Origin of the sequence: Thalassospira sp., assembly GCF_040218635.1 — a bacterium.
GTDB lineage: Bacteria > Pseudomonadota > Alphaproteobacteria > Rhodospirillales > Thalassospiraceae > Thalassospira.
Genome location: NZ_JAVJRB010000004.1, coordinates 205,602 through 229,732 on the forward strand (window position 1 = coordinate 205,602; position 24,131 = coordinate 229,732).

A 24,131-nucleotide genomic window follows, 5' to 3' on the forward strand; every position below is an offset into this window, starting at 1 on the left:
GAAGGCGGCGTCATGAATGATTTAGGCATCATCGATCGTTTCATGGAGACCTTCAGTCAGTATATCGATTCTGGCTTCGGGTTGCTGTCGGGTGATGTCGCCTTCCTGACTTCTATCCTGATCGGCATCGATATCACGCTGGCGGGCCTGTTCTGGGCTTTGGGCGGCGAAGACAATATCATCGGGCGGCTTTTGAAGAAGGTGCTCTATGTCGGCGTCTTCGCCTTCATCCTCAATAACTTCCAGAACCTCGCCGACATTATCTACCGATCCTTCTCCGGCCTTGGCATCCAGGCCGCGCCCGGCGGCATGACCGCCGATGATCTTTTGAAGCCCGGTAAGATCGCGGCGACCGGCTATGAGGCGGCCTATCCGCTGCTCGAACAGGTCAGCCAGCTTGTCGGCTTCCCGGAAATCTTCGGCAACGCGCTCACTGTCTTCGTGCTGCTGGTGGCGTGGTTCCTGGTCCTGATCGCCTTTTTCATTCTGGCGATCCAGCTTTTCATCACCGTGCTGGAATTCAAGCTGACGACGCTCGCCGGCTTCGTGCTGGTGCCTTTCGCGCTCTGGAACAAGACGTCGTTTCTGGCCGAACGGGTGCTCGGCAATGTCATCTCCTCGGGCGTCAAGGTGATGGTGCTCGCCGTCATCGCCGGCATCGGCAGCACACTCTTTTCGACCTTCACGACCGGCCTTCAGGGCCAGGAGCCGGACTTTGCCGCCGCCATGTCGCAGGTGCTGGGGGCGCTGGCGCTCCTGGGCCTCGGTATTTTCGGCCCCGGCATTGCCTCGGGGCTTGTGTCCGGCGCACCGCAACTTGGCGCGGGCGCAGCGCTTGGCACAGCGGGTGCTGCCGCAGGGGCAGCGGTTCTTGCCGGAAGTGCCGCCATTGCCGGTGCAGGAATGGTGGCCGGTGGTGGGCTTGCCGCCATCCGGGCCGGAACGGCATTGGGGTCGGCAGCATCAACCGCATTCCAGCTTGGCCGGGCCACGTCGGGTGCTTCGGGCATGGCTGGTGCCGCCGCCGGAATGTCTGGCGTTGCCCGTGCTGCCGGTGGAGCCGCCGGACAAGGTGCGCGATCCATGGCTGGAAAGGCCGGTTCTACCCTCAAAGACAGCGCCACCAAAGGCTCGCATGGCGCATGGAAAGCGACGGGCGGCGCACCGACTTCCGGCATGCAGGAAACCGCAGTATCCCCCAACACCCCGGTCAGTTCCGCGCCAGATTGGGCGAAGCGCATTCGCTCCGAACAAAACGCCCGCGCCAGTCGGCATGCCGTCGGTCAGGCCATCAAAGACGGCGACCGGCCCGGTCAGGGCGCAAATCCCACCATTAACGACAAGGATGATTGAAGATGTTCCGCAGACCGATCCAACGTTACGGGCAGACGCCCGAGCCCGTCACCCCTTACCAAAAGGCCGAGCAGCTCTGGGATGAGCGTATCGGCGCGTCCCGTGTGCAAGCGCGCAATTGGCGGCTCATGGCCTTCGGCTGCCTGGCGCTTTCTGTCGGTCTTTCCGGCGGCTTGCTCTGGCAGTCACTGCAAAGCCGCGTCACGCCCTATGTGGTCGAGGTGGACAAATTCGGTGAAGCCCGCGCCGTGGCGCCCGCCATCCAGAACTATCAGCCTGCCGACAGCCAGATCGCCTGGCATCTGGCCCGCTTCGTCACCCATGTCCGTGGCGTTTCCACCGATCCGGTGCTGGTGCGCCAGAACTGGCTGGCGGCATATGACTTTGCCACCGACCGCGCGGCGTTGTTTTTGAACGAGTACGCCAAGACGAACGATCCCTTCGGTCAGATCGGCACCCGCAGTGTCAGCGTGCAGGTGACGAGCGTCGTGCGGGCCTCCGACACCTCGTTTCAGGTCAAATGGACCGAGCAAGTCTATGAGCGCGGCAGCCTCGCCAGGACCGAACGCTGGACCGCGATCCTGACCACCATCATCCAGCCGCCGCGCTCCGCCGAACAGCTTCGCAAGAACCCGCTTGGCCTGTTCGTCAGTGCCATCGACTGGTCGCGCGAACTCGACACGGCCAATCCCCAAGAAAAACATAATAAGGAACCCGTAGAATGAAAAATTTTCTGATCCTATCTGTTTCGGCATTGGCCTTATCGGCCTGCGCCACCAAGCCATTGCCGCCGACAATTTCCTATGATGCCGATGACTTCAAACCGGCGGCCATTGAGAAGGAACCGTTGAAGCCCGTCCAGATCGTCGAGGTGCCGAAGGTGTTGCCGCTGCCTGGCCAGCTCATGCCTGAACCCGGCAAGGTCGAGGAGGACAAACGCCCGCCGACCGCGCGCGTTGAGGACGCCAACAAGGCGGCGACGCAGGAGCCGACAAAGCACGGCTATATCAACGCCATCCAGGTTTATCCCTATGCGGAAGGCGCGCTCTATCGCCTCTATGCAGCGCCGGAACGGGTTAGCGATATCGCCTTGCAACCGGGCGAAAAGCTGACCTCGGTGTCTGCCGGCGACACGGTGCGCTGGGTGATCGGCGACACGGTGAGCGGCACGGGTGCAGGTCAACGCACCCATGTGCTGGTGAAACCCTTCGCGCCGGGCCTCACCACCAATCTGGTCATCACCACAGATCGTCGCAGCTATCATCTGCAACTCGACAGCACCGACAAAACGGCAATGGCGGCGATTTCCTGGACCTATGCGTCCGACCAACTGACCACGTTGCGTCGCCAGAATGCGGTGGCCGAGGCGGCGTTGCCCGTTGCGTCCAACCTCACGCTGGAAAACATCCGCTTCCGCTACGCGATCAGCGGCGACAATCCGCCCTGGAAACCGGTGCGCGCCTTCGATGACGGGCATAAGGTCTATATCGAGTTCCCGCGCCGTATCGATCAGGGCGAGGCCCCGCCGCTGTTTGTGGTGGGCACGGACGGCGGCAGCGAACTCGTCAACTACCGCATGCGCGGCAATTACTACATCGTCGATCGCCTCTTCGCCGCTGCAGAACTCCGGCTCGGCACCAAGCCACAACAGGTGGTGCGCATCATGCGGACGGACGGCACGCCCCGGCGAACTAGCCTCCTTGGCGGCACGGGTGATGCGCGGTGGCCGAAGGCCAGCAATCGATCCAGTGAATCGATTGCAGCAACGAACGCCCGGAGCCATGCGGAGGGCAGGAAATGACAGCGAAACAGGATGAAAAGCTCGACCTCCGCGCCGCGCCGGGTCGTAAACTGGTGCGCTTCAAGAAGGGCGTGGTGATCGGCGGCGCAGCCATCGCATCCGCCGGAATTCTGGGTGTCACCATGCTGGCGCTACAAGCACCGACTTTGCGCAACGGTCAGCCTACGGAAGAGCTTTATAACACCGACAAGAAACCGACGCCCGACGGTCTCGCCGCGTTGCCGGGGGATTATTCGGAAGTGAAGCTTGGCCCGCCGCTGCCCGGCGATCTTGGCCGTCCCATCCTTGAACGTCAGCGTCAGTTTGGCATTGCGCCGGGAGGAAAGGAGTTATCCGCCGCCGAACAACGCCTTGCGAGCCAAGCCATTCAGGCCAAGGAAGCCGGTGTCTTCTTTCGCATCGAGAACCGGCCGCAGCAAAATGCGCCGGCGGCGACCGCGCAGCCGATGCAAACCGCGGCGGTTCAGCCCGACGCAGGCCGCCTGACACTCGATCCCGAACGCGACCAGAACAACCAGCAGCGCAAGCTCGATTTCCTGCACCAGCAGGACGAGGGTGGCATCTACAATCCGCATGCCCTGCAAACCCCGGCCTCGCCGCATCAGGTCATGGCGGGCAGCGTGATTGCCGCCAGCCTTATTACCGGGATCAATTCCGACCTGCCGGGCCTTGTCGTGGCGCAGGTGACCGAAAATCTCTACGACACTGTGACGGGCCAGATATTGCTCATCCCGCAGGGCGCGCGGCTGATAGGCACTTACGACAGCGTCGTCGCCTTCGGCCAGTCTCGTGCGCTGCTGGTCTGGCAGCGGATCATCCTGCCGGACGGCTCCTCCATCCAGATCGACAATCTCCCCGCCAGTGATGCCGCTGGTTATGCCGGGCTGGAGGATGACGTCGATTACCACACCTGGCAGCTCTTGAAGGGCATCGCCATGGCGACGCTTTTGGGCGTCGGCACCGAACTCAGTTTCGGCAGCAATGAAAACGATCTCGTCAGCGCCATCCGTGAATCGACGCAAGCGAACGCCGCTCAGGCCGGTCAGCGCATCACTGAGAAGAACCTCAACATTCAACCGACCATCACCATCCGCCCCAGCTGGCCGCTGCGCGTCATTGTCCAAAAGGACATTGTATTGCGGCCCTATAAGGGCTGAAAGGATCGATCATGACCAATCTGAAACTTGCCAAACTCCCTAACCGCACACCGGCGAAAATCACCATTACGGTAAGCGCGGATCTCAATCAGGCGCTTTGCGATTACCAAAAACTCTACGTCGCCACTTACGGCGCGTCGGAAAAAATCGCCGATCTGATCCCCTTCATGCTCGAAGCCTTCCTCGACAGCGATCGCGCTTTCGCCAAGGCCCGGAAGGAGGGGGTGCGGGAAGTCGAGAATGATAAATCCGCTCGCCGCTCCCGCTCATCCCGCGTAGGCGATGCAGAACCCACATCGCCCATAGCTCAATCTGCATCATCGCGGCCACAGGAGGATTGATGCCGAGTTGTGCAGAACAGGGAGAGAGAAGGATTGTTGACAATTACGCTGTGAAAGGTGTATATATTGCCCATTCAATAGCAATTTCACGAACCTAAATGTCAACACGCACGCACAGGACGACATCCTTCCTCTCGGCCCATCCGGTGTTTACCCGGGCGGAGTTTGCCGCTGCGTTCGAGCGCCCGGCAGGCTCTGCGAGCATCACCAGCTTGCTCAAGCATCACCTGAAGGCCGGCAACATCAAACGGCTGAGCCGCGAGGTTTTCGCGGCCGTTCCGGCGCATTTGTCGGCGGAGAATCTGATGGTGGATCGTTTCGCCGCCGCCAGCAAGCTGCGCGCCGATGGCGTGTTGGGCTATCACTCTGCGCTGGAATTGCATGGCGTTGCCTATTCCGAATTCAACGAAGTTCAATTGATAAGCCGGGGGCGCACTGAGCTGGCCGATTTGCCCTTCGGGCTCTGCCGCCTCATAGGGCCGCCGAAGGCGCTGCTGGACACGGACCGGACGGACTATCTCGCCGTCATCATGGATCGTCTGGGCATGCCCATCAAAGTAACAGCCATCGAGCGAACATTGGTTGATGTACTGCATCGGCCGGACATAGCGGGCGGTGTCGAAGAGGTGCTGCAATCGCTCGATATGGTGCGCTACCTCGACCCTGAAAAACTCGTCGATTATGTCGAACTGCTTGGCTTCCGCTCGCTCGCCGCGCTCGCCGGCTGGTGGCTTGAGCGGCGGCAGTCCGCGCTGGGTGTAGCCGACAGCGTCCTTGACCGCCTGCGCGCGCTTCTTCCGCGTTCGAAGCATTATGCGCTTGGTGCAGAACCCGGGAACGCGGTGCTGGTCGAGCCTTGGCGTGTTCTCCTGCCGCCACAGGCGGTTGAAACCGGCTTTGAGGGCGTGTGAATGGAAGTGTCTGCCCAAAGCCTTGCTCGAATAGCTGCCGAACGGCAGTTTCAGCCCGCGACGCTGGAGCGTGTGATCCGCCTGCTCGACATCCTCGACGCCATTGCCGCAGACAGTCTGATTGCCCCGCGCGTCGCGCTCAAGGGTGGCACGGCGCTCAATGTGTTTCACGCCGCGCTTGACCGGTTGTCGGTCGATATCGACCTCAATTATGTTGGCGCCGTCGACAGGGCGAGCATGGACGAGGATCGGCCGGGTCTCGAAGATCGCATTCTGCGTCTGATGGAATCGAAGGGCTATTCGCCCCGGCGCGAACCGGCTGAACATGCCGGCGGCAAATGGATCTTCCGCTACGCCTCGGTGCTGGGCGGCGCCGGTTCCATCGAGATCGACATCAACTATCTTTTCCGCACACCGCTTTTCGGTGTGTGGCCGATGCCCTCAGTGGCGCTTGGCGACACCCAAGCGATGGCAGTGCCGGTGCTCGATATCCATGAGATCGTCGCCGGTAAGCTGGTCGCCCTGATCGCACGGCGCACGGCGCGCGATCTGTTTGACGCCCATCGCATCATCGCCATGCCCGACCTGGACTGGTCGAAAGTCAAGCTCGGCACCCTGATGATCGGTGCATCCGCCCGTAGCTTTGACTGGCGAACCGCATCCGTGGACATGATCGGTTGCGACGGGAAGGACCTTGCCGCCAAGCTGATCACCTGCCTGCCTGGAGCATATTTTGATCCCTATGGCGGGCAGAAGGGTTGGATCGACACGGCAACAGTGGAGTGCCGCCAGGGTCTTGAACCGCTTTTCCAATTCGGCAAAGGCGAAATGGCGTTCCTGACCGGCGTGCTTGAAGAAGGCATCATCGACGCCGCGCGGTTGGACGCGCCGGACGATGTGCGGGCGGCCATTGAGGCCTGCCCGGCGCTTCGCTGGAAGGCGCAGAATGTCAAAGCCTGGAAAACCGGTGGCGCGTCGCCTGCCAAACGCGGCAGGCGTCGGCGTCGCAGGCACGAAGAATAACAACAAAATTCCCGCATAGGGTTTTCTATTCCTTGTCATTTCCGGTTTTTGCCGTATTTTCTCATGATGGAATCATGGGGAATCGCATGAGTTCGGATGTGATGACGCTGCCGGAGGTGGCCGAATATCTCCGCCTGACGGAAAAGACGACCTACCGGCTGGCGGCGGATGGCACGCTGCCTGGCTTCAAGGTCGGAGGATCTTGGCGCTTCAGGCAGGTCGATATCGATGCATGGATCGAGGCGAAGAAGGCGGAGACCAAGCAGAGTGTCAGGCCTGAACAGCCTGAGCGGGCGTTGCCCGCGACCTCATCGAAAGGGGAGAAAACACGTTGAACGCAGTCGAGATAGAGGAGGCAATTTCTGCGCTTGCTGGTCAGCCGTTTGACCGCGAGGCGTTCCCCTTTGCCTTTCTGGAAGCGTTCGGCAACAAGGCGACGACCATCAAGAAGCTCAGAAGCGGGGCGTCGAACAAGTCCGATTTGGGCGGCGTGCTCCAGACCAACAACATCCACATCAAGGTCTGCGCACAAGGCGAGGTCACAAACACGCTCAAAGCGTTGCGGGAAAGCCCGGCCACGAGGAAGGCCAAGGCGAAGTTCGTATTGGCCACGGATGGCGTCGATTTCCAGGCGGAAGATCTGACAAGCGACGAGCCGCCCGTCGTTTGCAACTATCCCGACTTTCCCGATCACTTCGGTTTTTTCTTAGCCCTCGCGGGTATCACCACCGTCAAGCAGATCCGTGAAAGCGCATTCGATATCCGGGCGACCAGCCGGCTCAACCGGCTTTATGTCGAGTTGTTGAAGGATAACCCCGAATGGGGCACGGCCGAACGCCGCCCGGAAATGAACCATTTCATGGCGCGGCTAATCTTCTGCTTCTTTGCTGAGGATACCGACATCTTTCATCCGAACTATGGTTTTACCAGCACGGTTGAACGGATGAGTGCCCGGGATTCCTCCAACACCCATGAGGTGATTGGGGAAATCTTCCGTGCGATGAATACGAAGACCGAGGACAAGCGGACCGCCAACCTGCCTCGGTGGGCAGATGGCTTTCCCTATGTCAATGGCGGGCTATTCTCGGGCAGCACAGAGGTTCCGCGCTTTTCCAGGATTGCCCGGTCCTATCTTCTTCATATCGGCAATCTCGATTGGAAGCAGATCAACCCCGACATCTTCGGCTCGATGATCCAGGCGGTCGCCGATGATGATGAACGCGGCGCGCTCGGCATGCATTACACCAGCGTGCCGAACATCCTGAAGGTTTTGAACCCGCTATTTCTCGACGATCTGCGCGAAAAGCTAGCGGATGCAGGTAGCAGCCCGCAAAAGCTTTTGAACCTGCGAAAGCGCATGGCCAAAATCAGGGTCTTCGATCCGGCCTGCGGCTCGGGCAATTTTCTTGTCATCGCTTACAAGCAGATGCGGGAGATCGAGGCTGAGATTAACAGACGGCGCGGTGAGCCGGACCGGCGCACCGAAATCCCGCTCACCAATTTCCGGGGGATTGAACTCCGCGACTTCCCGGCCGAGATCGCCCGCCTCGCTCTCATCATCGCCGAGTACCAGTGCGACGTGCTCCATCGCGGGCAGAAGGAAGCCCTGGCCGAGTTTCTACCGCTCGATGCGATGAACTGGATTACCTGTGGTAATGCTCTACGGCTGGACTGGTTCAGTATCTGCCCGCCCACAGGGACGGGTGTTAAGCATCACGCGGAAGACCTGTTTCATACGCCGCTCGATCAGGCGCAGATCGACTTCGAGAATGAAGGCGGCGAGACCTACATTTGTGGCAACCCGCCGTATGTTGGCGACAAGAACCAATCAACCGAACAGAAGAGCGACCTCCATTTCGTTTCGAATGGGAAGAAAAATGCTAAGGCCATTGACTATGTTGCAGGGTGGCTTTGGAAGGCTTCTGAGTACATTCAAACAGAAGGGGCCTTCGCCTTTGTGACGACAAATTCAATTTGCCAAGGAGTTCAAGTCCCAGTCATCTGGCCGGAAATATTCGACAGAGATCAGGAAATTTATTTCGCTCATCGTAGTTTTTATTGGAAGAACAACGCCAGCAATAATGCAAATGTGATTTGCGTCATAGTTGGTGTCCGCAATGCCTCAAGCAAGAGAAAGTACCTGTTCAGAGAGGAGCAAAAGAAAGAAGTCAGCAACATCAACGCGTACCTGGTGGAGGGGCCGAGCGTTATTGTGCAAAAGCACCCAGAATCAATTGCCGAACTTCCTCCAATGGTCGCGGGCAACATTCCGCGCGACAAAGCGAACTTCATGCTGAACTCCGATGAGAAAGATGCGCTCTTGGGCGGGCACCCTGAAGCATCCGTTTTGATAAGAAAGATTCTTGGATCAAAAGAGTTTATCAATGGGCTTGAAAGGTATTGCCTCTGGATTCCGGATGAGCTCGCTGAAGTGGCTGCATCCATTCCGGCGATCAAAGAAAGGCTGGATCGAATAGTTCAATACCGTGAAACGGGAAGCGAGAGGGGGAAGCTTGGCGTTGCAACGCCGCATAGGTTTGAACGAACTATAATTGGAAAAAAGAATGCTATCATCGTTCCGCGCGTCTCCTCAGAGCGGCGTGAGTATTTGCCCGTAGGACTTCTCGGTCGGCACGAGATAATTTCGGATGCGGCGCAAGCTATCTACGATGCTCCGTTGTATATAGTTTCAATTATTAGCTCAAAGATGCACATCGCATGGACTGGCCTGACCGCTGGCCGGATGAAATCTGATTTCAGGTATTCCTCGGGTGTTTGCTACAACAGCTTCCCGCTCCCGACCCTTACCGAGAAGAACAAGGCCGATCTGACCCGCTGTGCCGAAGACATCCTTCTGGCGCGCGAGGCGCATTTCCCCGCCACCATCGCCGAACTCTACGATCCCGAGAAGATGCCCGACGACTTGCGCGCCGCACACGACCGAAACGACGAGGTGCTTGAGCGCATCTATATCGGCCGCCGCTTCCGCAACGACACCGAGCGGCTGGAAAAGCTGTTCGAGATGTACACCAAGATGACTGCGGCCAGCCCGTTGAAGCGAAAAGCGGGGGCAACATGAGCAGCCTCACGGATATTGAAAAACGTTACCTTGAAAAGCTGCTTGGCATGCAAAGCGGCTATGTTCTGGATTACTCCGACGCTACCTTTGGTGAGTTTTTCAATCGCCATAAGATCGATATTCATGGCTCGAAATATCAGACCTATGGCACCTCCAAGGCCAAGAAGATGCGGACCTTCTGGGAGCGCGAGCCAGACGCCCTGGTTGGCAACGTCCTGTCGGAGATGCTGGATTCGTATGAGGCCGATTGCGATCTGAACAATCGAGAAGCTGATGCATCCGTTCTTGAAAAGTCGCGAGGTATTGTTGCTCGGCTTTCCGGGAAGCCTGTTCCTGCAAAACCGGCCCAGACCGTTGACGATTTCCTACATCGCGAATTCACCGTTCCCAACATCCAAAAGCTGCCGATTGAAACGCAGGCCGTGGCAATCATTGAAAACCGCCTTGGCGAAGCGCGGACTGCTATGGGTGTTGGCGCGTATCTTTCTGTCATCTTTCTGTGCGGCAGTGTACTTGAAGCCGTCTTGCTTGGGGCGGCCCAGAAAGAACCTTCACGCTTCAATCGGGCTTCGAGCAGCCCGAAGGCTGCTGACGGCGGCGTAAAGCGCTTTCACGAATGGAGCCTCGCTCAGTTCATAGATGTTTCCTGTGAAATCGGCCTGCTTAAACCCGATGTGAAGAAGTTCAGCCACGGGCTCCGGGATTTTCGCAATTACATTCATCCATACGAGCAAATGGTATCCGGTTTCACGCCGGATGAGCACACAGCGAAAGTCTGTTTTCAGGTACTTAAGGCGGCGCTTGCCAGCGTTGCGGGGGAAAGAAAATGAAGCCAGAAACAAAATCCGTCCCCTCCGTCTCGGTCTCCTACGCCCGCAACGGCTCCTCGACCAAGTCCAACGAACTCGGCATGCGGGCCATGCAGGAGCGCGCCTATGAAAAGCGCGGCGAGCAATACCTGCTGATCAAATCCCCCCCTGCTTCGGGCAAGAGCCGCGCGCTGATGTTCGTCGCGCTCGACAAGCTCCACAATCAGGGCCTGAAACAGGCAATCATTGTTGTGCCGGAGAAATCCATCGGCGCGAGTTTCAACGACGAGCCGCTGACCAAATTCGGTTTCTGGGCGGACTGGTACGTCGAGCCGAAATGGAATCTGTGCAACGCGCCCGGCTCGGACAATGGGGGAAAGGTCAAGTCGGTTGGCGCGTTTCTGGCAAGCGACGACAGGGTGCTGGTCTGCACCCACGCCACCTTCCGCTTTGCCGTCGATCAGTTCGGGGTGGAGGCGTTCGACGACCGGCTGATTGCGGTGGACGAGTTCCACCATGTTTCAGCCAACCCCGACAACAAGCTTGGGCTCCATCTCGGGCAATTCATCGCCCGCGACAAGGTGCATGTCGTCGCCATGACGGGATCGTATTTCCGGGGCGATGCCGAAGCGGTGCTCATCCCTGAGGATGAGGCAAAATTCGATAGTGTCACCTACACCTACTACGAGCAGCTCAACGGCTATCAATATCTCAAGACGCTCGATATCGGCTATTATTTCTATTCCGGCTCCTATGCTGACGACATCCTGAACGTGTTGGACCCGGCCGAGAAAACCATCGTCCACATCCCCAGCGTCAATTCCCGCGAGAGCACCAAGGACAAGATCAGGGAAGTCGAACACATCATCGAGGAATTGGGCGAGTGGCAGGGCGCCGACCCGGTGACGGGATTTCAGCTCGTCAAAACACCTGAGGGCCGAGTCCTTCGGATCGCCGATCTGGTCGATGACGACCCGGCCAAGCGCGACCGGGTTTCCGCCGCGCTGAAGGATGCGGGCCAGAAGAACAACCGCGACCACGTGGATATCATCATTGCGCTGGGCATGGCCAAGGAAGGGTTCGACTGGATCTGGTGCGAACACGCGCTGACGGTCGGTTACCGCTCATCCCTGACCGAGATCGTGCAGATCATCGGCCGGGCGACACGGGACGCGCCGGGCAAGACCCGCGCACGCTTCACCAACCTGATCGCCGAACCCGACGCTTCCGAGGAAGCCGTCACCGAAGCCGTGAACGACACGCTGAAAGCCATCGCAGCGAGCTTGCTCATGGAGCAGGTGCTTGCACCGCGCTTCAATTTCAAGCCGAAGAACGAGACGAGCGGTCCGGTCGAAGGGTTCGACTATGGTGAAGGCGGTTACGACCCGGCCAAGTGCAATGTCGGCTTCAACGAGGAAAGTGGACAGTTCCAAATCGAAATCAAGGGGCTGGCCGAGCCGAAGAGCAAAGAGGCCGCGCGCATCTGTCAGGAAGACCTGAACGAGGTCATAACCGCCTTCGTGCAGGATAAGACGGCGATCGAACGCGGATTGTTCGACGAGGAGCTTGTGCCCGAGGAGCTGACACAAGTTCGCCTGGGCAAGATCATCAAGGATAAATACCCCGAACTCGACGAAGAGGATCAGGAGGCCGTCCGTCAGCATGCCGTCGCCGCCTTGAATCTGACCCAGAAGGCAAAGGAAATCGCTCTCGGTGGCGCGGAGGCCGATCAGGGCGGCAACACGGCCCTGATTGACGGCGTTCGTAAATTCGCGATGGACGTGCGCGAGTTGGATATCGACCTGATCGACCGGATCAATCCCTTCGGCGAAGCCTATGCCATCCTCGCCAAGGCCATGAGCGAAGAAAGCCTGAAGCAGGTGGCGGCGATCATCTCGGCCAAAAAGGTGAGCCTGACCCCTGAAGAAGCGCGCGAACTGGCCAAGCGCGCCCTGAAATTCAAGCAGGAGCGCGGGCGCCTGCCTTCGATCACATCTCCGGACGCCTGGGAAAAACGCATGGCCGAAGGTGTTGCCTTCCTCGCGCGCATGAAAGCGGAGGCGGCGAATGGCTAATCAATTCACTGATGAAGATGATGCCCTTCTTGCCGAGCTTGGTGTCGAGGCCGAAACTAAGAAGGCTGCCAGCCGCACGCCGCGTGAAGAGCGCATCATCGCCGGTTTCGAGGAAATCCAACGCTTCGTCGATGAGCACGGGGCCGCACCCCGCCACGGTGAGGACCGGGATATTTTCGAGCAGCTCTACGCCGTGCGGCTCGACCGCTTGCGCTCGCTACAAGAATGCCGGACGCTTCTTGACCCCCTTGATCATCAGCGGATTCTGACCAGCTTTGAGGTCGCCGACCAGGCTGCTCCAGACGACATGGATGACGAAGCCCTTTTGGCAGAGCTTGGCGTGACCGCCGATGCGGCGGACATAACGGAATTGCGGCATGTCCGATCCAGCGCGGAGAAGCGCGCGGCCGAGGAGATCGCCAATCGCGAGAAGTGCGAGGATTTCGATAAGTTCAAGCCGCTCTTTGAGCAGGTTCAGCGCGAGCTTGATACCGGCGTCAGGGTGACACGCCCCTTCGAGATGAAGGCGGAGATTCAGAAAGGCCGGTTCTTCATCGTCGGCGGCCAGAAAGCCTTTGTCGCGGACATGGGAGAGATGACGCTCACCGAGCATGGGCGCACCGATGCCCGCCTGCGCGTGATTTTCGACAATGGCACCGAGAGCAACATGCTTATGCGTTCGCTACAGCGGGCGCTTAACAAGGATGAAGCCGGACGACGCATCACAGACCCGGTTGCGGGACCGTTGTTTGCTGGTGAAACGATCGACGGCGACGAGGCCAGCGGCACGATCTATGTGCTGCGCAGCAAGTCCGACCACCCGATAGTGGCGGAGAACCGTGACCTGGTCCACAAGATCGGCGTGACCAACATGAATGTCGAGAAACGCATCGCCGGTGCCCATCTTCAGCCGACCTTCCTGATGGCCAATGTCGAGATCGTCGCGACCTACGAGCTTTACAACATCAACCGCACCAAGCTGGAAAACCTGATTCACCGGATATTCGACCCGGCGCGCCTCGATATCGAGATCATGGACCGTTTTGGGAAGCCGGTTGTGCCGCGTGAATGGTTTCTCGTGCCGCTCTTCGTGATCGACGAGGCGGTTGAGAAGATCAAGGACGGGACGATTTCGAATTTTGTTTACGACCCCAACTTGGCAGTTTTGAAGCGTGTGAGGTGAGCGATGTGCTGACACATATCAACCTGATCAGGAATGTGGGGCGGTTTGATTCCGTATTTGCCGGCGCCAACGTCCCGTTCCAGAAATTCACCCTGATCTACGGGGAAAATGAACACGGCAAGGCGACGCGCCAATTCTTCAACAGGGCACTGCGTGAAGTGCGACCGTGTTCTTCTGGAACGGGAGCGGGCCAACAATGACGGACACGACACTGCATAACCCAGACCGATTTATGGTCGATTTGCGTCAGATTCTGTCACAAGGAAAGAAGCGCATAGGCCTACTTTTGGGAGCTGGCGTACCTGTCTCCGTTCGGGTGAATAATGATGGCAAATTGGACGATGCCGGTACCCCTCTGATTCCAGATGTTGCACGCCTTACGCAGATCGTGGTTGACGACTTGTCGCCCGAGGATCGCGCAGTCATTGAGATACTTCGGCCGGAACTGGGCGATAATCCCAACATTGAGACGATATTGACGCGAGTCAGGCGGTTGTCACAGGCTATCGGACCAGCCGAGGTTCATGGACTCAACGGAAACGCGTATGGCGAATTTGCTCAGCGCATTTGCGAAAAAATTGGCACGATAGTAGCGAGGTCACTTCCCGAAGAGCCAAATGCGTTCACCGAACTTGTTTCGTGGATTGGGGGGACACACCGTGACCACCCAATAGAAATATTCACGCCAAATTACGATCTCTTGCTAGAGGAAGCGTTCGAACGCGCAAGGTTGCCTTACTTTGATGGTTTTACCGGTTCCCACAAGCCATTCTTCGATCCCACAAGCATATCGGAAGACTCGCTTCCACCTCGGTGGTCGCGAATGTGGAAGATACATGGTTCACTTGGCTGGGAGGTGAAGCCGGACGCAATCATTAGGACAGGTAGCCGCGAAGCGACACAGCTTATCTATCCCGATCACCTCAAATACGAGCAGATTGCGCGTCAACCATATTCAGCACTGTTCGAGCGCTTGCGCGACTTTCTCACAACACCGGATACGATTCTGATCTGCTCGGGTTTTTCCTTCTTCGATGCACATATCTGCGCTGTTTTGGATGAAGCGTTATCAGCAAATACGCACACCGCAATTTTGGCGTTCCAGTTCAGACCCCTTGAGCAAGAGGAATTGGCTGTAAAGCTGGCTCTGCGCAGGCCTAATTTAAGCGTTTACGCGCGCGACGGGGCGGTAATCTTCGGGGTGAAAGGCAAATGGCGGCCCGGAGAACCACCAACAGAAGAATGGAAGAGCATTCGACGCACATTTTGGGAATCAAAGGATGAAGGCGAAAGTCAGTTCGTGTTGGGCGATTTTGCGCGACTTGCACGCTTTTTTGCGTTGGCTCAGGCCACCGACATAGCCCGCAAACCCGAATCGACAATCGACGATAAGGCTGATGAACCTGACGGATTACCAGCGGCTGGTACCGGAAATGCTTAGTCGCGATCCCACATATCTAGGCAGCGTCGCGTCAGTATCCGGTTCAGCCGTGAGTGTGCATCTCGCACAATCCGTAGCTTCGGGTCTCTCTATGATCGAAGGTCGGGCTTATCGGATCGGACAGGTCGGCAGCTTCGTAAGGATTCCGCAAGGATACCAGGAATTATATGGAGTTGTGTCGGCTGTCGGGGCGAACGCAGCCCCTCAAACGGGTGTTATTCCCGAGACAGATACTGGTCGCTGGATGGAGGTACAGCTCGTCGGCGAGGCAATAAGCGGTGTCTTTGAGCGCGGCATCAGCCAATACCCCAACGTCGGCGACGGAGTGCACATTACAACGGAGAGCAGTCTTGCCAAAATTTATGGTGCCAGCGACAGGGGCCAGATTGTCATAGGTTCTCTATCGAGTGCTGAAAGCATTCCCGCCAAACTGTCTTTGAATGAATTGGTCACCCGTCATTCGGCCATTTTGGGTTCGACCGGTTCGGGCAAATCGACGACCATTGCGAGTCTCTTGCGCTCGATTTCAAGCTCCGACGAGGGGGTGGAGCATTATCCCAGTGCCAGAATTTTGATGTTGGACATTCATGGAGAATACTCGACTGCACTCTCGGACATAGCGACCGTTTTTTCGGTCGATCCGCAGGCCGGAGAAGAAGAATTATTGATGCCCTATTGGGCGTTGGACGCATCCGATTTGCTCGACTTCTTGACCGGCGGTGTTGATGGTGCTCGCGAGACAGCATTCTCTGACAAGATTTTTCAGCTCAAGATTGCTTCGCACGCGGCTCGGAATTTTCCAGGCGTTCTTGAAAGTTCAATCACAGTCGATACCCCTTTGCCGTTTAGCCTTAAGCAACTTTGGCACGAACTGATCGATTTCGAGATTGCGACGTTTGAGGGACAAAACCGCGATCAGCCTACATTGCAGGATGCCGGTGATGCGGACCAACTCATTGCTCCGAAATATAAACCGCACGCGATGGGGGCGCAGGGGCCCTTTTTGAACCAGCAAGCCATTGGTATTCGTAGGCAACTCAATCAGCTTCGTTCATTGTTGCTCGATCGACGATACAATTTCCTTCTCCATCCAGGGGATTGGGAGCCCGCGCTCGACGGTACGATCAATAGGGACCTTGATGAATTGCTTGCCGGTTGGATTGGTGGTCCCAAGCCGATCACAATCCTTGATCTATCGGGTGTTCCTAGCCTCGTGCTGGAGCGGTTGGTAGGCTCGATCCTGAAGGTTGTTTATGAATCCATGTTTTGGAGCAGGGAGAAATCTGAAGGGGGCATTGAACGGCCATTGTTGGTCGTAATGGAGGAGGCACACCGCTACCTGTCGAGTAGTGCGAACGGATTAGCTTCCCAGACAGTTCAAAAGATCGCGAAGGAAGGCAGGAAGTACGGGGTAGGTGCCATGGTTATTAGCCAAAGGCCTTCCGAGGTGGATGAGACCATATTGTCTCAGTGCGGTACCTTTTTTGCGTTACGTCTCTCGAACCCTCACGATCGAGCAAGAGTTCAGGGTACATTGCCCGATGGCCTTGTCAGTCTACTTGAGGTGCTACCTGTCCTTCGAACAGGTGAGGCTATCGTCATGGGTGAGGCCGCAAAGCTTCCGATGCGCTGCCGCATCACTTTGCCGCCAGAAGAGCATCAACCCAGAAGCAGTGACCCAAGAGTCAGTGAGCGTTGGTCGATACCCCGTCGTGAAGAAGGATATGATCGTGTGGTGGCTTCATGGCGTGCACAGCGCCCGCGAGCAATAATCAATACCGTCGAGATTCAGCGCCAGCCTGTCGATGACGAATCAGAGGGTGATTAGGAGGAATTCATGGAGAGATACTCTGTTGCGTCATCTAACATTGCATCCATTGGGTATGATGGTCCTTCACAAATTTTGGAGGTCGAATTTCTCAATGGATCGATCTACCAGTATTATGGTGTGCCAGAAAACATGTATGACCAGCTTATGCGGGCGGGATCAAAAGGTGTATTTTTGAATACTTACATTAAAAATGCATACGGGTACTCCAGAGTTGGTTAAACGGTATCCGGCCATTGATTGAGAGAGAATATGCAACTCACCAAGACAGACTTCATCCAGTATCTGAATTGCCCGAAGTCTCTTTGGTTGCTCAAAAGCGCACCCGATGAATACCCCCACGGTGAGTTTTCGGTATTCCTGCAAAAGCTGACGCGCGAAGGCTATGAGGTCGAGCGCTACGTCCGGCGGTTCTTCGAGAGGTCGGTCGGCAGAAATGTAGATTTCCAGCGGGCCTTCGAGGCCGCAGACGGGCTCTATGCCCGTGCCGATGCTCTGGAGGAGTTGGGTGGCGGCGGGACGGCCCTCTACGAAATCAAATCCTCTACAAGCGTGAAGACGGACGATGCGCACAATCACATCAAGGACGCCTGTTTTCAGGTGATCTGTGCCGAGCGGGCGGGGCAGCAGATTAATTCCGTTTCGCTCGTACATCTCAACGGCAAGTACGAGCGAATGGGTGACATCGACCCCGAAGAGTTGCTTGTCTTCGAGGACGTGACGGAGCGTGTCCGCGAGATTGAATCCGATACGGCGATCGAGATGGATCAGGCGCTCGAACTGCTGCGCGAAATCGAGCTCGACCGGAGCGGTTGCTCTTGTCTACACAAGTCCAGGGGCAATCACTGCGACACATTCGCGCTCTTCAATCCGGCGATCCCTAATCCATCGATCTACAGCCTGCCAAGACTGAGCGCGAAAAAGAGGGCGGAGTTGATCGCGAACGGCATATTCGACCTTCTCGCGATTCCCGATGATTACGCGCTCACCGCCAATCAGACAGGGGTTGTGCAGGCCGCAAAGTCAGGTGCGCCCATAATTAATCTCGAAGGGATCAGGGCTTTTTTAGCGGCTTTCAGCTTCCCGCTCTATTTTCTCGACTACGAGACCTATGCGTCAGCCGTGCCGCTGCTCGACAGGACGAGCCCCCACAAGCATTTTCCGGTTCAGTATTCGCTGCACGTCCTTCATGCCGATGGCGCACTTGAACATTACGAATATCTGGAGCGCGAGGCACGGCTTCCTGATCGCCTAGCTGCCCAATTGAATGCCGATATCAGCAGCGAAGGCAGCATCGTTTCGTGGCACGCTTCGTTCGAAAGGACGCAGAACAAGGAGATGGCTCGGCTGTTCCCGGAGTATGCTGCATTCCTCACCGATCTGAATGAGCGCATGGCTGATTTAGAGGAGGTCTTCAAAGCCAATTACGTTGATGCCCGCTTTGACGGCTCGACCTCTATCAAGAAAGTGCTCCCCGTTATTTGTCCCGAGCTCAGCTACAAGGAGTTTGATGTGCAGGATGGTGCCACCGCTATGGACGCGTGGCAGAAGATGATCGCTTCGAACGGTGATGAGGCCAATCGTATGGCCCGCAATTTGCTCAGTTACTGCAAACTCGACACCTTCGCGATGGTAGAAATCTATCGGTTTCTGTCCAAGCTTGCAGCAATGTGACCCCGTTAGCTTGCGCGTCGGTGAGCATCAATGCAGTCTTTGCGGCAGAAAAACGGGGCGAATCGTATCAATTCTCCCGCATATAGGCGACAATTGAGTCGTCAAGATGCATGCCGAGATTGAGACTGCATAAAGCCAATCTTTTCATAAGCGTAGTAAATTGACGGTATATTTGACGGTATACGAAAAATTCATGAAAAATATTCCGCAGAAATATCAATGCGTTAGCATATCAATTGATCATCGAGTGGGAATAAGTTTTCCGATACCGGAAACAACAAACGGCGCGTCCATTGGGCGCGCCGTTTTGTTATGAAATCATAGGAGGCTCAGTGTATATTGCACGAGTGAATTGTATTCTAACCGAAAAGCGCGTTCACTCGGGCTTAGGTTTGTGCCGATATTGATTGTTATCGAGTTCATGAAGTCAAAAGAGAAGAAAATGTTCATTAGGAGTTGTGACGAACACGACAGCGAAGATTTGTTCGCTTGGCGGAATGACCCGTTGACCCGCGAAATGTCTTTGAGTACGGATTTAGTTTCGCAAGCTGTTCACGAACGTTGGTTTGCAAACAAATGCAGCGATCCCAATTGCTCCCTGTATATTGGAGAGAAAGGTGGCGAAAAAACCGGTGTTGTTCGGTTTGACTACGACCCAGCAAAAATATTGGCTGAAGTATCGATTAATCTAAATCCTCAGTTTCGTGGGAAAAGGATCTCCGTTCCATTTTTACTGGTAAGCATAGAGGCTTTCCACAAAGTTAGAGATTGTCCCATTTATGCCTGCGTGAGGGATGAAAACGTTGCCAGTTGCAAGTTGTTTAGTAAAGCAGGTTTCCACGAAGCGAAGGTGGAGAATGGCGTGCGCGAGTTCATTCTGGCCCGATAAGAATCTATTGTAGAAAGAGGATGGGGCAAATGGCAAAAATCACATTTTGTAAAATTGATGGGACAGAATCTCAGATCCAGTGTCTTTACGACATGTTGAACAAGCGTGTTCACAATATCAGCCACAGTAAAAATCCGTCATATGAGGAGCATAGGGATTTTGTGCTCAACCACCCGTATCGATTTTGGTACATCGTTGTGAAAGACGATTTACCAATTGGAACGTGCTATGTTATGGAAAGTAATTCCGTGTCAGCCTTTCTGGTCGATGGCGAGGAGGAACACTTGTATGGTGTTATACAATTCATTTTAAGTAATCACAAACCTCTGGAAGAATTGAAGTCCTTACGTCCTTCTCACTTTTATATCAATGTTCCAACAGGAAATATTGACATGAAAGAACGTCTTTCCAAGATGGGTTGGCTAGAAGTTCAGACGACGTTTTCATTGGCAGAACCATACAATATATCGAGTGAGTAATTTGTTTAGTATTTCTGGTCGAGTTGTTGGCAGTTCAAACGCGCCGTATATTATCGCGGAGCTTTCAGCTAACCATAATGGATCTATCGAAAGGGCTAAAAAAAGCATACTGGTAGCTAAGCAGGCCGGGGCGCACGCAGTAAAGTTGCAAACCTATACGGCTGACAGCATGACAATCGATTGTGACCTGCCAGATTTCATGATTAATGGCGGGTTGTGGGATGGTTATAGTTTATATGATCTTTATGCCGAAGCACACACACCTTACGAATGGCACAAGCATCTTTTCGAGTTTGCCAAAGAAATAGGCATAACAATATTCTCTTCGCCATTTGATGAAACTGCGGTGGATTTGTTGCAGTCTTTGGATGCTCCTGCCTACAAGGTCGCCTCATTTGAGCTAACAGACCACCTCTTGATTGAGAGGATAGCTGCGGCAAAGAAACCATTGTTGATGTCAACAGGTATGGCCTCTGAGATTGAAATCGGTGAAGCGGTTGAAGTGGCTAGAAGTTGTGGTGTTGAAGAAATATTGCTTTTCCATTGTATAAGCAGCTACCCGGCACCAACAGAACAATGCAATCTCAACAATATCTTATATCTTAAGCAGGAGTTTAATGTCGCAGTCGGATTATCTGACCACACGTTAAACAATACAGCTGCAATTGCGGCTGTTGCATTGGGAGCGGTGGCGATTGAGAAGCATTTTACGCTAAGCCGTGCTGAGAAAGGCCCTGATAGTGAATTCTCTTTGGAGCCAGATGAGCTTGCTTCGCTAGTCAACCATACAAAAGAGGCTTGGCTTGCTCTTGGCCAAACGAAGTTTGCTCGGGCAGGGGTGGAAAACGCAAACAAAGCTTTCCGTCGGTCTCTTTACTTTGTTCGAGATGTCGCCGCAGGCACTCAGCTAACGGACAGAGATGTGCGCAGGATTCGTCCAGGTTTCGGGTTGGAGCCAAAACACTACTCAGTGGTAATTGGTAAGAAAGTTAAATGTGACGTTTTTCGTGGTGAACCAGTTCGATGGAATGTTTTGAGCGACTGACTCCAATTTTGAAGTAAGTTGCGCGAATAGTAGCAAAAAATTAGTGGTCTCGTCAGGGCGTTAGTCGTGACGAGGTCCTTCCGACCCACAATCACCCGTCGAGTTACACGCATTCGACAATGCCTGCTGCACGCTGCGCTGCCAGTTGAATGTCAGGCAGGACGACAGGGATAAGACTGCGGCGACTGTGATGATCAGGCGAAGCGGGCGCATGGTTCCAAAGCCTCTATTTTCTCAAAGCAGGTAGTCCAACACCCGTGGTCTCGAACCCGCCATCTGCGGCAATGACCTGACCGGTCACAAAGCTTGCTTTGTCCGAGCACAGGAACGTAATCACCTCGGCGATTTCGTTTTCGCTGCCATAACGATTAAGTGGCATGGCATCTAGATAGGCCGAAATAATGTCGGTTGAATGTACTGCCATCGCAAGTTTGGTTTTGACCGGGCCGGGGCAGACGCAATTGGCGCGGATGCCAAATTCACCCAGTTCTGCGGCCTGTTGTTTGGTCATATGAATGACGGCGGCCTTTGATGTGCCGTACGCAATGCGCAAGGTTGATGCCCGCAGGCCGGAGATCGAGCCGATATTGACAATTGCACCCTTGGTTTCCTTCAAGGCCGGTGTTGCGGCCTGCGATACCAGAAAGACGCCATCAAGATTGGTGTCCATGATCCGGCGCCATGTGGCAAAGCTGGTTTCTTCAATCGGCAGGAAATCGGCAACGCCGGCATTATTCACAACAGCATCAATCCGCCCGAATTCGGAAAGCACCGCATCAATCATTTGATCGACCTGTTCGGGGATCGATACGTCGTAGGCGAACGGTTTTGCCTCGGTTAGGGGAGCTGCCGCGGTTGAGAGTTCATCGCCGTCCCGGTCGACCATTGCAACTTTCCAACCCTGTTCGATGAACAGTTTGGCTGTTGCCAGTCCAATTCCGCGGGCCGATCCGGTCACCAAGGCGATCTTTTGCGTCATTCCAAACGTCCTTTCCTGAAACATTCCCTATAACCGTGAGCTTGGGTCATCAGTTTGGCGCGCGCACATTGCACAGCGACCAATTGTTGGTGCCATTTAGGCAAAACAAACCGGATGCGGCAAGTACCCGATCACATCGGTGTTTTGAAAGTTCGATTTGGAGATGGGTTAAAACAACTGCGTCGCATAAACCAGCATGGCAAACAGACTGACAAAATAGGCAATCGAACGCACGCCGTTAATGCCCGGAACGCGAGATATGCCAGCAAGGTAGAAACCACCATGGGCAATGCGGGCCATCAGGAAGATCGTCGCACAGGCAGTGGTGATGCTGTTTGAAACGCCAATAACATGCGCAATCAAGACAATGATCGCAAAGGGCACCAGATTTTCCAGATGGTTCTGATGGGCGCGCAGGCCTCGCTCAGCAGCTCCTTCGCGTTCAGGAAGATTGTCGCGATTGCCCATAAGGCGCTTGCCACCAACCCCGCGCTGCTTGGCATAGGCATAGTTATAGGCCCACGGGAAAGCGAGGCAGAGCAAGGCGTTGACAACAAGAATGGAAAGTTCATAGGTCACGAGGGAAATCCAGAATTTTGCGAAAGATAAATGGCTTACGCAAAATGCCCGCCATCCGGATCAGTTTTAGATATCCACCTTGTCCGATTTAACTGATCCCGAATGGATTGATGGATGAAGTGAATGCGGTGAAGCGCCATCAAGTTTTCTTTTGGGGCGGTATCATTTTGTCCCATACCTGTTGCATGCGGCGGTTGGCTGCATGAAACCGTGCAACTTCGGCCGGGGACGGGTTGGGGGCGTGATCCTTCATCGCGTTCCACGCAACTTCCATGTCATCCCAAGCTTGAACCACTTCGCTTGGTAGCTGTTCAAGGCCGGTTTTGGCATTCTTGTAATGTGCCGACAAGCCAAATTCCCAGTCCTTGAAGGTCTGTTGGAGCTTGGCATGCTCTGGAATAGGGCGGGGCGTCATGGGAGCGTCCTTATGAAATTGCCGTCACCCGCAACATAAGCGGCAATGATGCCGATCAATGTCAGATCAAAGGCAATTTTGGGGCATTCGTCCCGCCGTCAGTCGAAAAGGCGGGCCAGGATAACGGCATTTCCATCCAGTGCGCGATGTAATGCCCCTAACCATCCTTTTCAAATTCCAGAAGATCACCCGGCTGACAGTCAAGTTCCTTGCAGATGGCAGCAAGTGTTTCAAACCGTACGCCCCGGACTTTGCCGGATTTCAACAGCGACAGGTTCTGTTCACTGATGCCGATGCGCGCAGCAAGGTCTTTTGACTTCATCTTGCGGGTTGCGAGCATCACATCCAGTCGCACGATAATACCCATTAGATGAAGCTCCGGTTTTCATCATCAATCCGCACAGCTTCGCCAAGAACCCAGGCAATAACAATGATCAAGGCGCCAAGGAACAGCGTGCTGGCTTCGGCGTTGCTGAGCCCGATGGACAGAACCCGTTCGCCTGCCGGTCGGTGAAACGTCGCCAATACCGATGTTGCCGCCCCGGCAAGGGGTTTGATCAGTGTTTGCGCCAATAACGCAATGCCAAAGGCCCGCAGATGCATGATCGGTTCACTGTGAAAAATGGTGTCTTTGGCAAAGGCACCAAACATCCGGCGCAACCGGTCCAGCCCATAGGCCATCACAAGCGACGGGATCATCATGACGCCCATGGTGGCGTATTTTTGCCAGCCCGAAAGACTGCGCAGTTCGGCAATGCTCACGGTCATCTGACTGGTGCTTGCTTCGACCCAGCCGGGCACGTACCAGATCAAAGGAACAAGACAAATCTGAAAAATGATCGCCAAGGCACAGGCCCAGTAAAGGACCGTGCTGACATTGCGCACATTTTTAAGTGTATCTGTTTTGGGGATCGTGGACATTTGGGGCTTCCTTCACCATAGGGTGTTCGTGAGTTGGTCAAATTATTATTGTAAAACATGAATAAATTCATGAAATGAGTCAATATATGAATTTGAAGCCTGAGAATTAAAGCCGGATGTGACACGTGCCGGTGTCGGTTGCGCCCTTG

Annotated in this window: 25 protein-coding genes; 20 read left to right on the top strand and 5 right to left on the bottom strand. The window is 55.4% G+C overall.

Going from position 1 to position 24,131, the window contains the following annotated elements; all coding sequences use genetic code 11:
- Positions 1-12 precede the first annotated feature (12 nt).
- The 20 genes from trbL to pseI all read left to right on the top strand — a co-directional run bounded on the left by trbL (position 13) and on the right by pseI (position 21,088).
- Entirely contained in the window at positions 13-1,353 is a 1,341-nt protein-coding gene (gene trbL, locus RIC05_RS03080) for a P-type conjugative transfer protein TrbL (protein ID WP_350046209.1), read from the top strand.
- 2 nt (positions 1,354-1,355) lie between these two features.
- On the top strand, positions 1,356-2,078 hold the full coding sequence (gene trbF, locus RIC05_RS03085) for a conjugal transfer protein TrbF (RefSeq protein ID WP_350046208.1): 723 nt from the start codon (positions 1,356-1,358) through the stop codon (positions 2,076-2,078).
- Positions 2,075-3,154 carry a P-type conjugative transfer protein TrbG gene (trbG, locus tag RIC05_RS03090; protein ID WP_350046207.1) on the top strand — a complete coding sequence of 360 codons (1,080 nt, stop codon included), beginning with the start codon at positions 2,075-2,077 and terminating at the stop codon, positions 3,152-3,154. Before trbF ends, trbG begins: the two co-directional genes overlap by 4 nt.
- On the top strand, positions 3,151-4,311 hold the full coding sequence (locus RIC05_RS03095) for a TraB/TrbI/VirB10 family type IV secretion system protein (protein WP_350046206.1): 1,161 nt from the start codon (positions 3,151-3,153) through the stop codon (positions 4,309-4,311). The genes trbG and RIC05_RS03095 overlap by 4 nt, the downstream gene beginning before the upstream one ends.
- Before the next feature lie 11 nt (positions 4,312-4,322).
- Positions 4,323-4,652, top strand: coding sequence for a DUF2274 domain-containing protein (locus RIC05_RS03100; RefSeq protein ID WP_350046205.1), 330 nt, complete (start codon positions 4,323-4,325; stop codon positions 4,650-4,652).
- 98 nt (positions 4,653-4,750) lie between these two features.
- Complete coding sequence (locus RIC05_RS03105) at positions 4,751-5,563, top strand: type IV toxin-antitoxin system AbiEi family antitoxin domain-containing protein (RefSeq protein WP_350046204.1); 813 nt, start codon at positions 4,751-4,753, stop codon at positions 5,561-5,563.
- A complete protein-coding gene (locus tag RIC05_RS03110; protein WP_350046203.1) occupies positions 5,564-6,586 on the top strand; it encodes a nucleotidyl transferase AbiEii/AbiGii toxin family protein in 1,023 nt (340 codons plus the stop codon). It begins immediately after the preceding gene.
- 86 nt (positions 6,587-6,672) lie between these two features.
- Positions 6,673-6,921 (top strand): helix-turn-helix domain-containing protein, encoded by a 249-nt coding sequence (locus RIC05_RS03115; RefSeq protein WP_350046202.1) that lies wholly within the window; start codon positions 6,673-6,675, stop codon positions 6,919-6,921.
- Positions 6,918-9,665, top strand: a complete 2,748-nt coding sequence (locus RIC05_RS03120) for a class I SAM-dependent DNA methyltransferase (RefSeq protein WP_350046201.1) — start codon at positions 6,918-6,920, stop codon at positions 9,663-9,665. The genes RIC05_RS03115 and RIC05_RS03120 overlap by 4 nt, the downstream gene beginning before the upstream one ends.
- On the top strand, positions 9,662-10,495 hold the full coding sequence (locus tag RIC05_RS03125; RefSeq protein WP_350046200.1) for a hypothetical protein: 834 nt from the start codon (positions 9,662-9,664) through the stop codon (positions 10,493-10,495). The genes RIC05_RS03120 and RIC05_RS03125 overlap by 4 nt, the downstream gene beginning before the upstream one ends.
- Positions 10,492-12,549 carry a pseudomurein-binding repeat-containing protein gene (locus RIC05_RS03130; RefSeq protein WP_350046199.1) on the top strand — a complete coding sequence of 686 codons (2,058 nt, stop codon included), beginning with the start codon at positions 10,492-10,494 and terminating at the stop codon, positions 12,547-12,549. The genes RIC05_RS03125 and RIC05_RS03130 overlap by 4 nt, the downstream gene beginning before the upstream one ends.
- Positions 12,542-13,732, top strand: coding sequence for a GIY-YIG nuclease family protein (locus tag RIC05_RS03135; protein WP_350046198.1), 1,191 nt, complete (start codon positions 12,542-12,544; stop codon positions 13,730-13,732). The genes RIC05_RS03130 and RIC05_RS03135 overlap by 8 nt, the downstream gene beginning before the upstream one ends.
- On the top strand, positions 13,729-13,932 hold the full coding sequence (locus tag RIC05_RS03140) for a hypothetical protein (protein WP_350046197.1): 204 nt from the start codon (positions 13,729-13,731) through the stop codon (positions 13,930-13,932). Before RIC05_RS03135 ends, RIC05_RS03140 begins: the two co-directional genes overlap by 4 nt.
- Complete coding sequence (locus RIC05_RS03145) at positions 13,929-15,173, top strand: SIR2 family protein (protein ID WP_350046196.1); 1,245 nt, start codon at positions 13,929-13,931, stop codon at positions 15,171-15,173. Before RIC05_RS03140 ends, RIC05_RS03145 begins: the two co-directional genes overlap by 4 nt.
- Entirely contained in the window at positions 15,130-17,001 is a 1,872-nt protein-coding gene (locus RIC05_RS03150) for an ATP-binding protein (RefSeq protein ID WP_350046195.1), read from the top strand. Before RIC05_RS03145 ends, RIC05_RS03150 begins: the two co-directional genes overlap by 44 nt.
- A 9-nt stretch (positions 17,002-17,010) precedes the next feature.
- Entirely contained in the window at positions 17,011-17,223 is a 213-nt protein-coding gene (locus tag RIC05_RS03155; RefSeq protein ID WP_350046194.1) for a KTSC domain-containing protein, read from the top strand.
- Between the two features lie 30 nt (positions 17,224-17,253).
- Positions 17,254-18,675, top strand: a complete 1,422-nt coding sequence (locus RIC05_RS03160) for a DUF2779 domain-containing protein (protein WP_350046193.1) — start codon at positions 17,254-17,256, stop codon at positions 18,673-18,675.
- A gap of 442 nt (positions 18,676-19,117) precedes the next feature.
- The gene (locus RIC05_RS03165; protein WP_350059737.1) at positions 19,118-19,564 is read left to right on the top strand and encodes a GNAT family N-acetyltransferase; all 447 of its coding nucleotides are present in this window, start codon (positions 19,118-19,120) and stop codon (positions 19,562-19,564) included.
- 29 nt (positions 19,565-19,593) lie between these two features.
- On the top strand, positions 19,594-20,043 hold the full coding sequence (locus RIC05_RS03170) for a hypothetical protein (RefSeq protein WP_350046192.1): 450 nt from the start codon (positions 19,594-19,596) through the stop codon (positions 20,041-20,043).
- Position 20,044: 1 nt separating this feature from the next.
- Entirely contained in the window at positions 20,045-21,088 is a 1,044-nt protein-coding gene (gene pseI / locus RIC05_RS03175) for a pseudaminic acid synthase (protein ID WP_502989534.1), read from the top strand.
- Positions 21,089-21,314: 226 nt separating this feature from the next.
- Here the strand turns inward: pseI and RIC05_RS03180 are convergent, their stop codons facing one another.
- From RIC05_RS03180 to RIC05_RS03200, 5 genes are all read right to left on the bottom strand, one after another.
- Positions 21,315-22,067, bottom strand: coding sequence for an SDR family NAD(P)-dependent oxidoreductase (locus RIC05_RS03180; protein WP_350046190.1), 753 nt, complete (start codon positions 22,065-22,067; stop codon positions 21,315-21,317).
- Positions 22,068-22,235: 168 nt separating this feature from the next.
- On the bottom strand, positions 22,236-22,646 hold the full coding sequence (locus tag RIC05_RS03185; protein WP_350046189.1) for an MAPEG family protein: 411 nt from the start codon (positions 22,644-22,646) through the stop codon (positions 22,236-22,238).
- Between the two features lie 139 nt (positions 22,647-22,785).
- Positions 22,786-23,061 carry a hypothetical protein gene (locus RIC05_RS03190; RefSeq protein WP_350046188.1) on the bottom strand — a complete coding sequence of 92 codons (276 nt, stop codon included), beginning with the start codon at positions 23,059-23,061 and terminating at the stop codon, positions 22,786-22,788.
- Between the two features lie 157 nt (positions 23,062-23,218).
- Complete coding sequence (locus tag RIC05_RS03195) at positions 23,219-23,428, bottom strand: helix-turn-helix domain-containing protein (protein ID WP_350046187.1); 210 nt, start codon at positions 23,426-23,428, stop codon at positions 23,219-23,221.
- Positions 23,428-23,982: a DUF2975 domain-containing protein gene (locus RIC05_RS03200; protein ID WP_350046186.1), complete on the bottom strand. Its 555-nt coding sequence runs from the start codon at positions 23,980-23,982 to the stop codon at positions 23,428-23,430. Before RIC05_RS03200 ends, RIC05_RS03195 begins: the two co-directional genes overlap by 1 nt.
- Between the last annotated feature and the right edge of the window lie 149 nt (positions 23,983-24,131).

What these genes read in the sequence shown, in the direction of transcription:
- trbL (WP_350046209.1), top strand. Translation starts at nt 13, where the DNA reads ATGAATGATTTAGGCATCATCGATCGTTTCATGGAGACCTTCAGTCAG.
- trbF (WP_350046208.1), top strand. Translation starts at nt 1,356, where the DNA reads ATGTTCCGCAGACCGATCCAACGTTACGGGCAGACGCCCGAGCCCGTC.
- trbG (WP_350046207.1), top strand. Translation starts at nt 2,075, where the DNA reads ATGAAAAATTTTCTGATCCTATCTGTTTCGGCATTGGCCTTATCGGCC.
- RIC05_RS03095 (WP_350046206.1), top strand. Translation starts at nt 3,151, where the DNA reads ATGACAGCGAAACAGGATGAAAAGCTCGACCTCCGCGCCGCGCCGGGT.
- RIC05_RS03100 (WP_350046205.1), top strand. Translation starts at nt 4,323, where the DNA reads ATGACCAATCTGAAACTTGCCAAACTCCCTAACCGCACACCGGCGAAA.
- RIC05_RS03105 (WP_350046204.1), top strand. Translation starts at nt 4,751, where the DNA reads ATGTCAACACGCACGCACAGGACGACATCCTTCCTCTCGGCCCATCCG.
- RIC05_RS03110 (WP_350046203.1), top strand. Translation starts at nt 5,564, where the DNA reads ATGGAAGTGTCTGCCCAAAGCCTTGCTCGAATAGCTGCCGAACGGCAG.
- RIC05_RS03115 (WP_350046202.1), top strand. Translation starts at nt 6,673, where the DNA reads ATGAGTTCGGATGTGATGACGCTGCCGGAGGTGGCCGAATATCTCCGC.
- RIC05_RS03125 (WP_350046200.1), top strand. Translation starts at nt 9,662, where the DNA reads ATGAGCAGCCTCACGGATATTGAAAAACGTTACCTTGAAAAGCTGCTT.
- RIC05_RS03130 (WP_350046199.1), top strand. Translation starts at nt 10,492, where the DNA reads ATGAAGCCAGAAACAAAATCCGTCCCCTCCGTCTCGGTCTCCTACGCC.
- RIC05_RS03135 (WP_350046198.1), top strand. Translation starts at nt 12,542, where the DNA reads ATGGCTAATCAATTCACTGATGAAGATGATGCCCTTCTTGCCGAGCTT.
- RIC05_RS03145 (WP_350046196.1), top strand. Translation starts at nt 13,929, where the DNA reads ATGACGGACACGACACTGCATAACCCAGACCGATTTATGGTCGATTTG.
- RIC05_RS03150 (WP_350046195.1), top strand. Translation starts at nt 15,130, where the DNA reads ATGAACCTGACGGATTACCAGCGGCTGGTACCGGAAATGCTTAGTCGC.
- RIC05_RS03155 (WP_350046194.1), top strand. Translation starts at nt 17,011, where the DNA reads ATGGAGAGATACTCTGTTGCGTCATCTAACATTGCATCCATTGGGTAT.
- RIC05_RS03160 (WP_350046193.1), top strand. Translation starts at nt 17,254, where the DNA reads ATGCAACTCACCAAGACAGACTTCATCCAGTATCTGAATTGCCCGAAG.
- RIC05_RS03165 (WP_350059737.1), top strand. Translation starts at nt 19,118, where the DNA reads ATGTTCATTAGGAGTTGTGACGAACACGACAGCGAAGATTTGTTCGCT.
- RIC05_RS03170 (WP_350046192.1), top strand. Translation starts at nt 19,594, where the DNA reads ATGGCAAAAATCACATTTTGTAAAATTGATGGGACAGAATCTCAGATC.
- RIC05_RS03180 (WP_350046190.1), bottom strand. Translation starts at nt 22,067, where the DNA reads ATGACGCAAAAGATCGCCTTGGTGACCGGATCGGCCCGCGGAATTGGA.
- RIC05_RS03190 (WP_350046188.1), bottom strand. Translation starts at nt 23,061, where the DNA reads ATGACGCCCCGCCCTATTCCAGAGCATGCCAAGCTCCAACAGACCTTC.
- RIC05_RS03195 (WP_350046187.1), bottom strand. Translation starts at nt 23,428, where the DNA reads ATGGGTATTATCGTGCGACTGGATGTGATGCTCGCAACCCGCAAGATG.
- RIC05_RS03200 (WP_350046186.1), bottom strand. Translation starts at nt 23,982, where the DNA reads ATGTCCACGATCCCCAAAACAGATACACTTAAAAATGTGCGCAATGTC.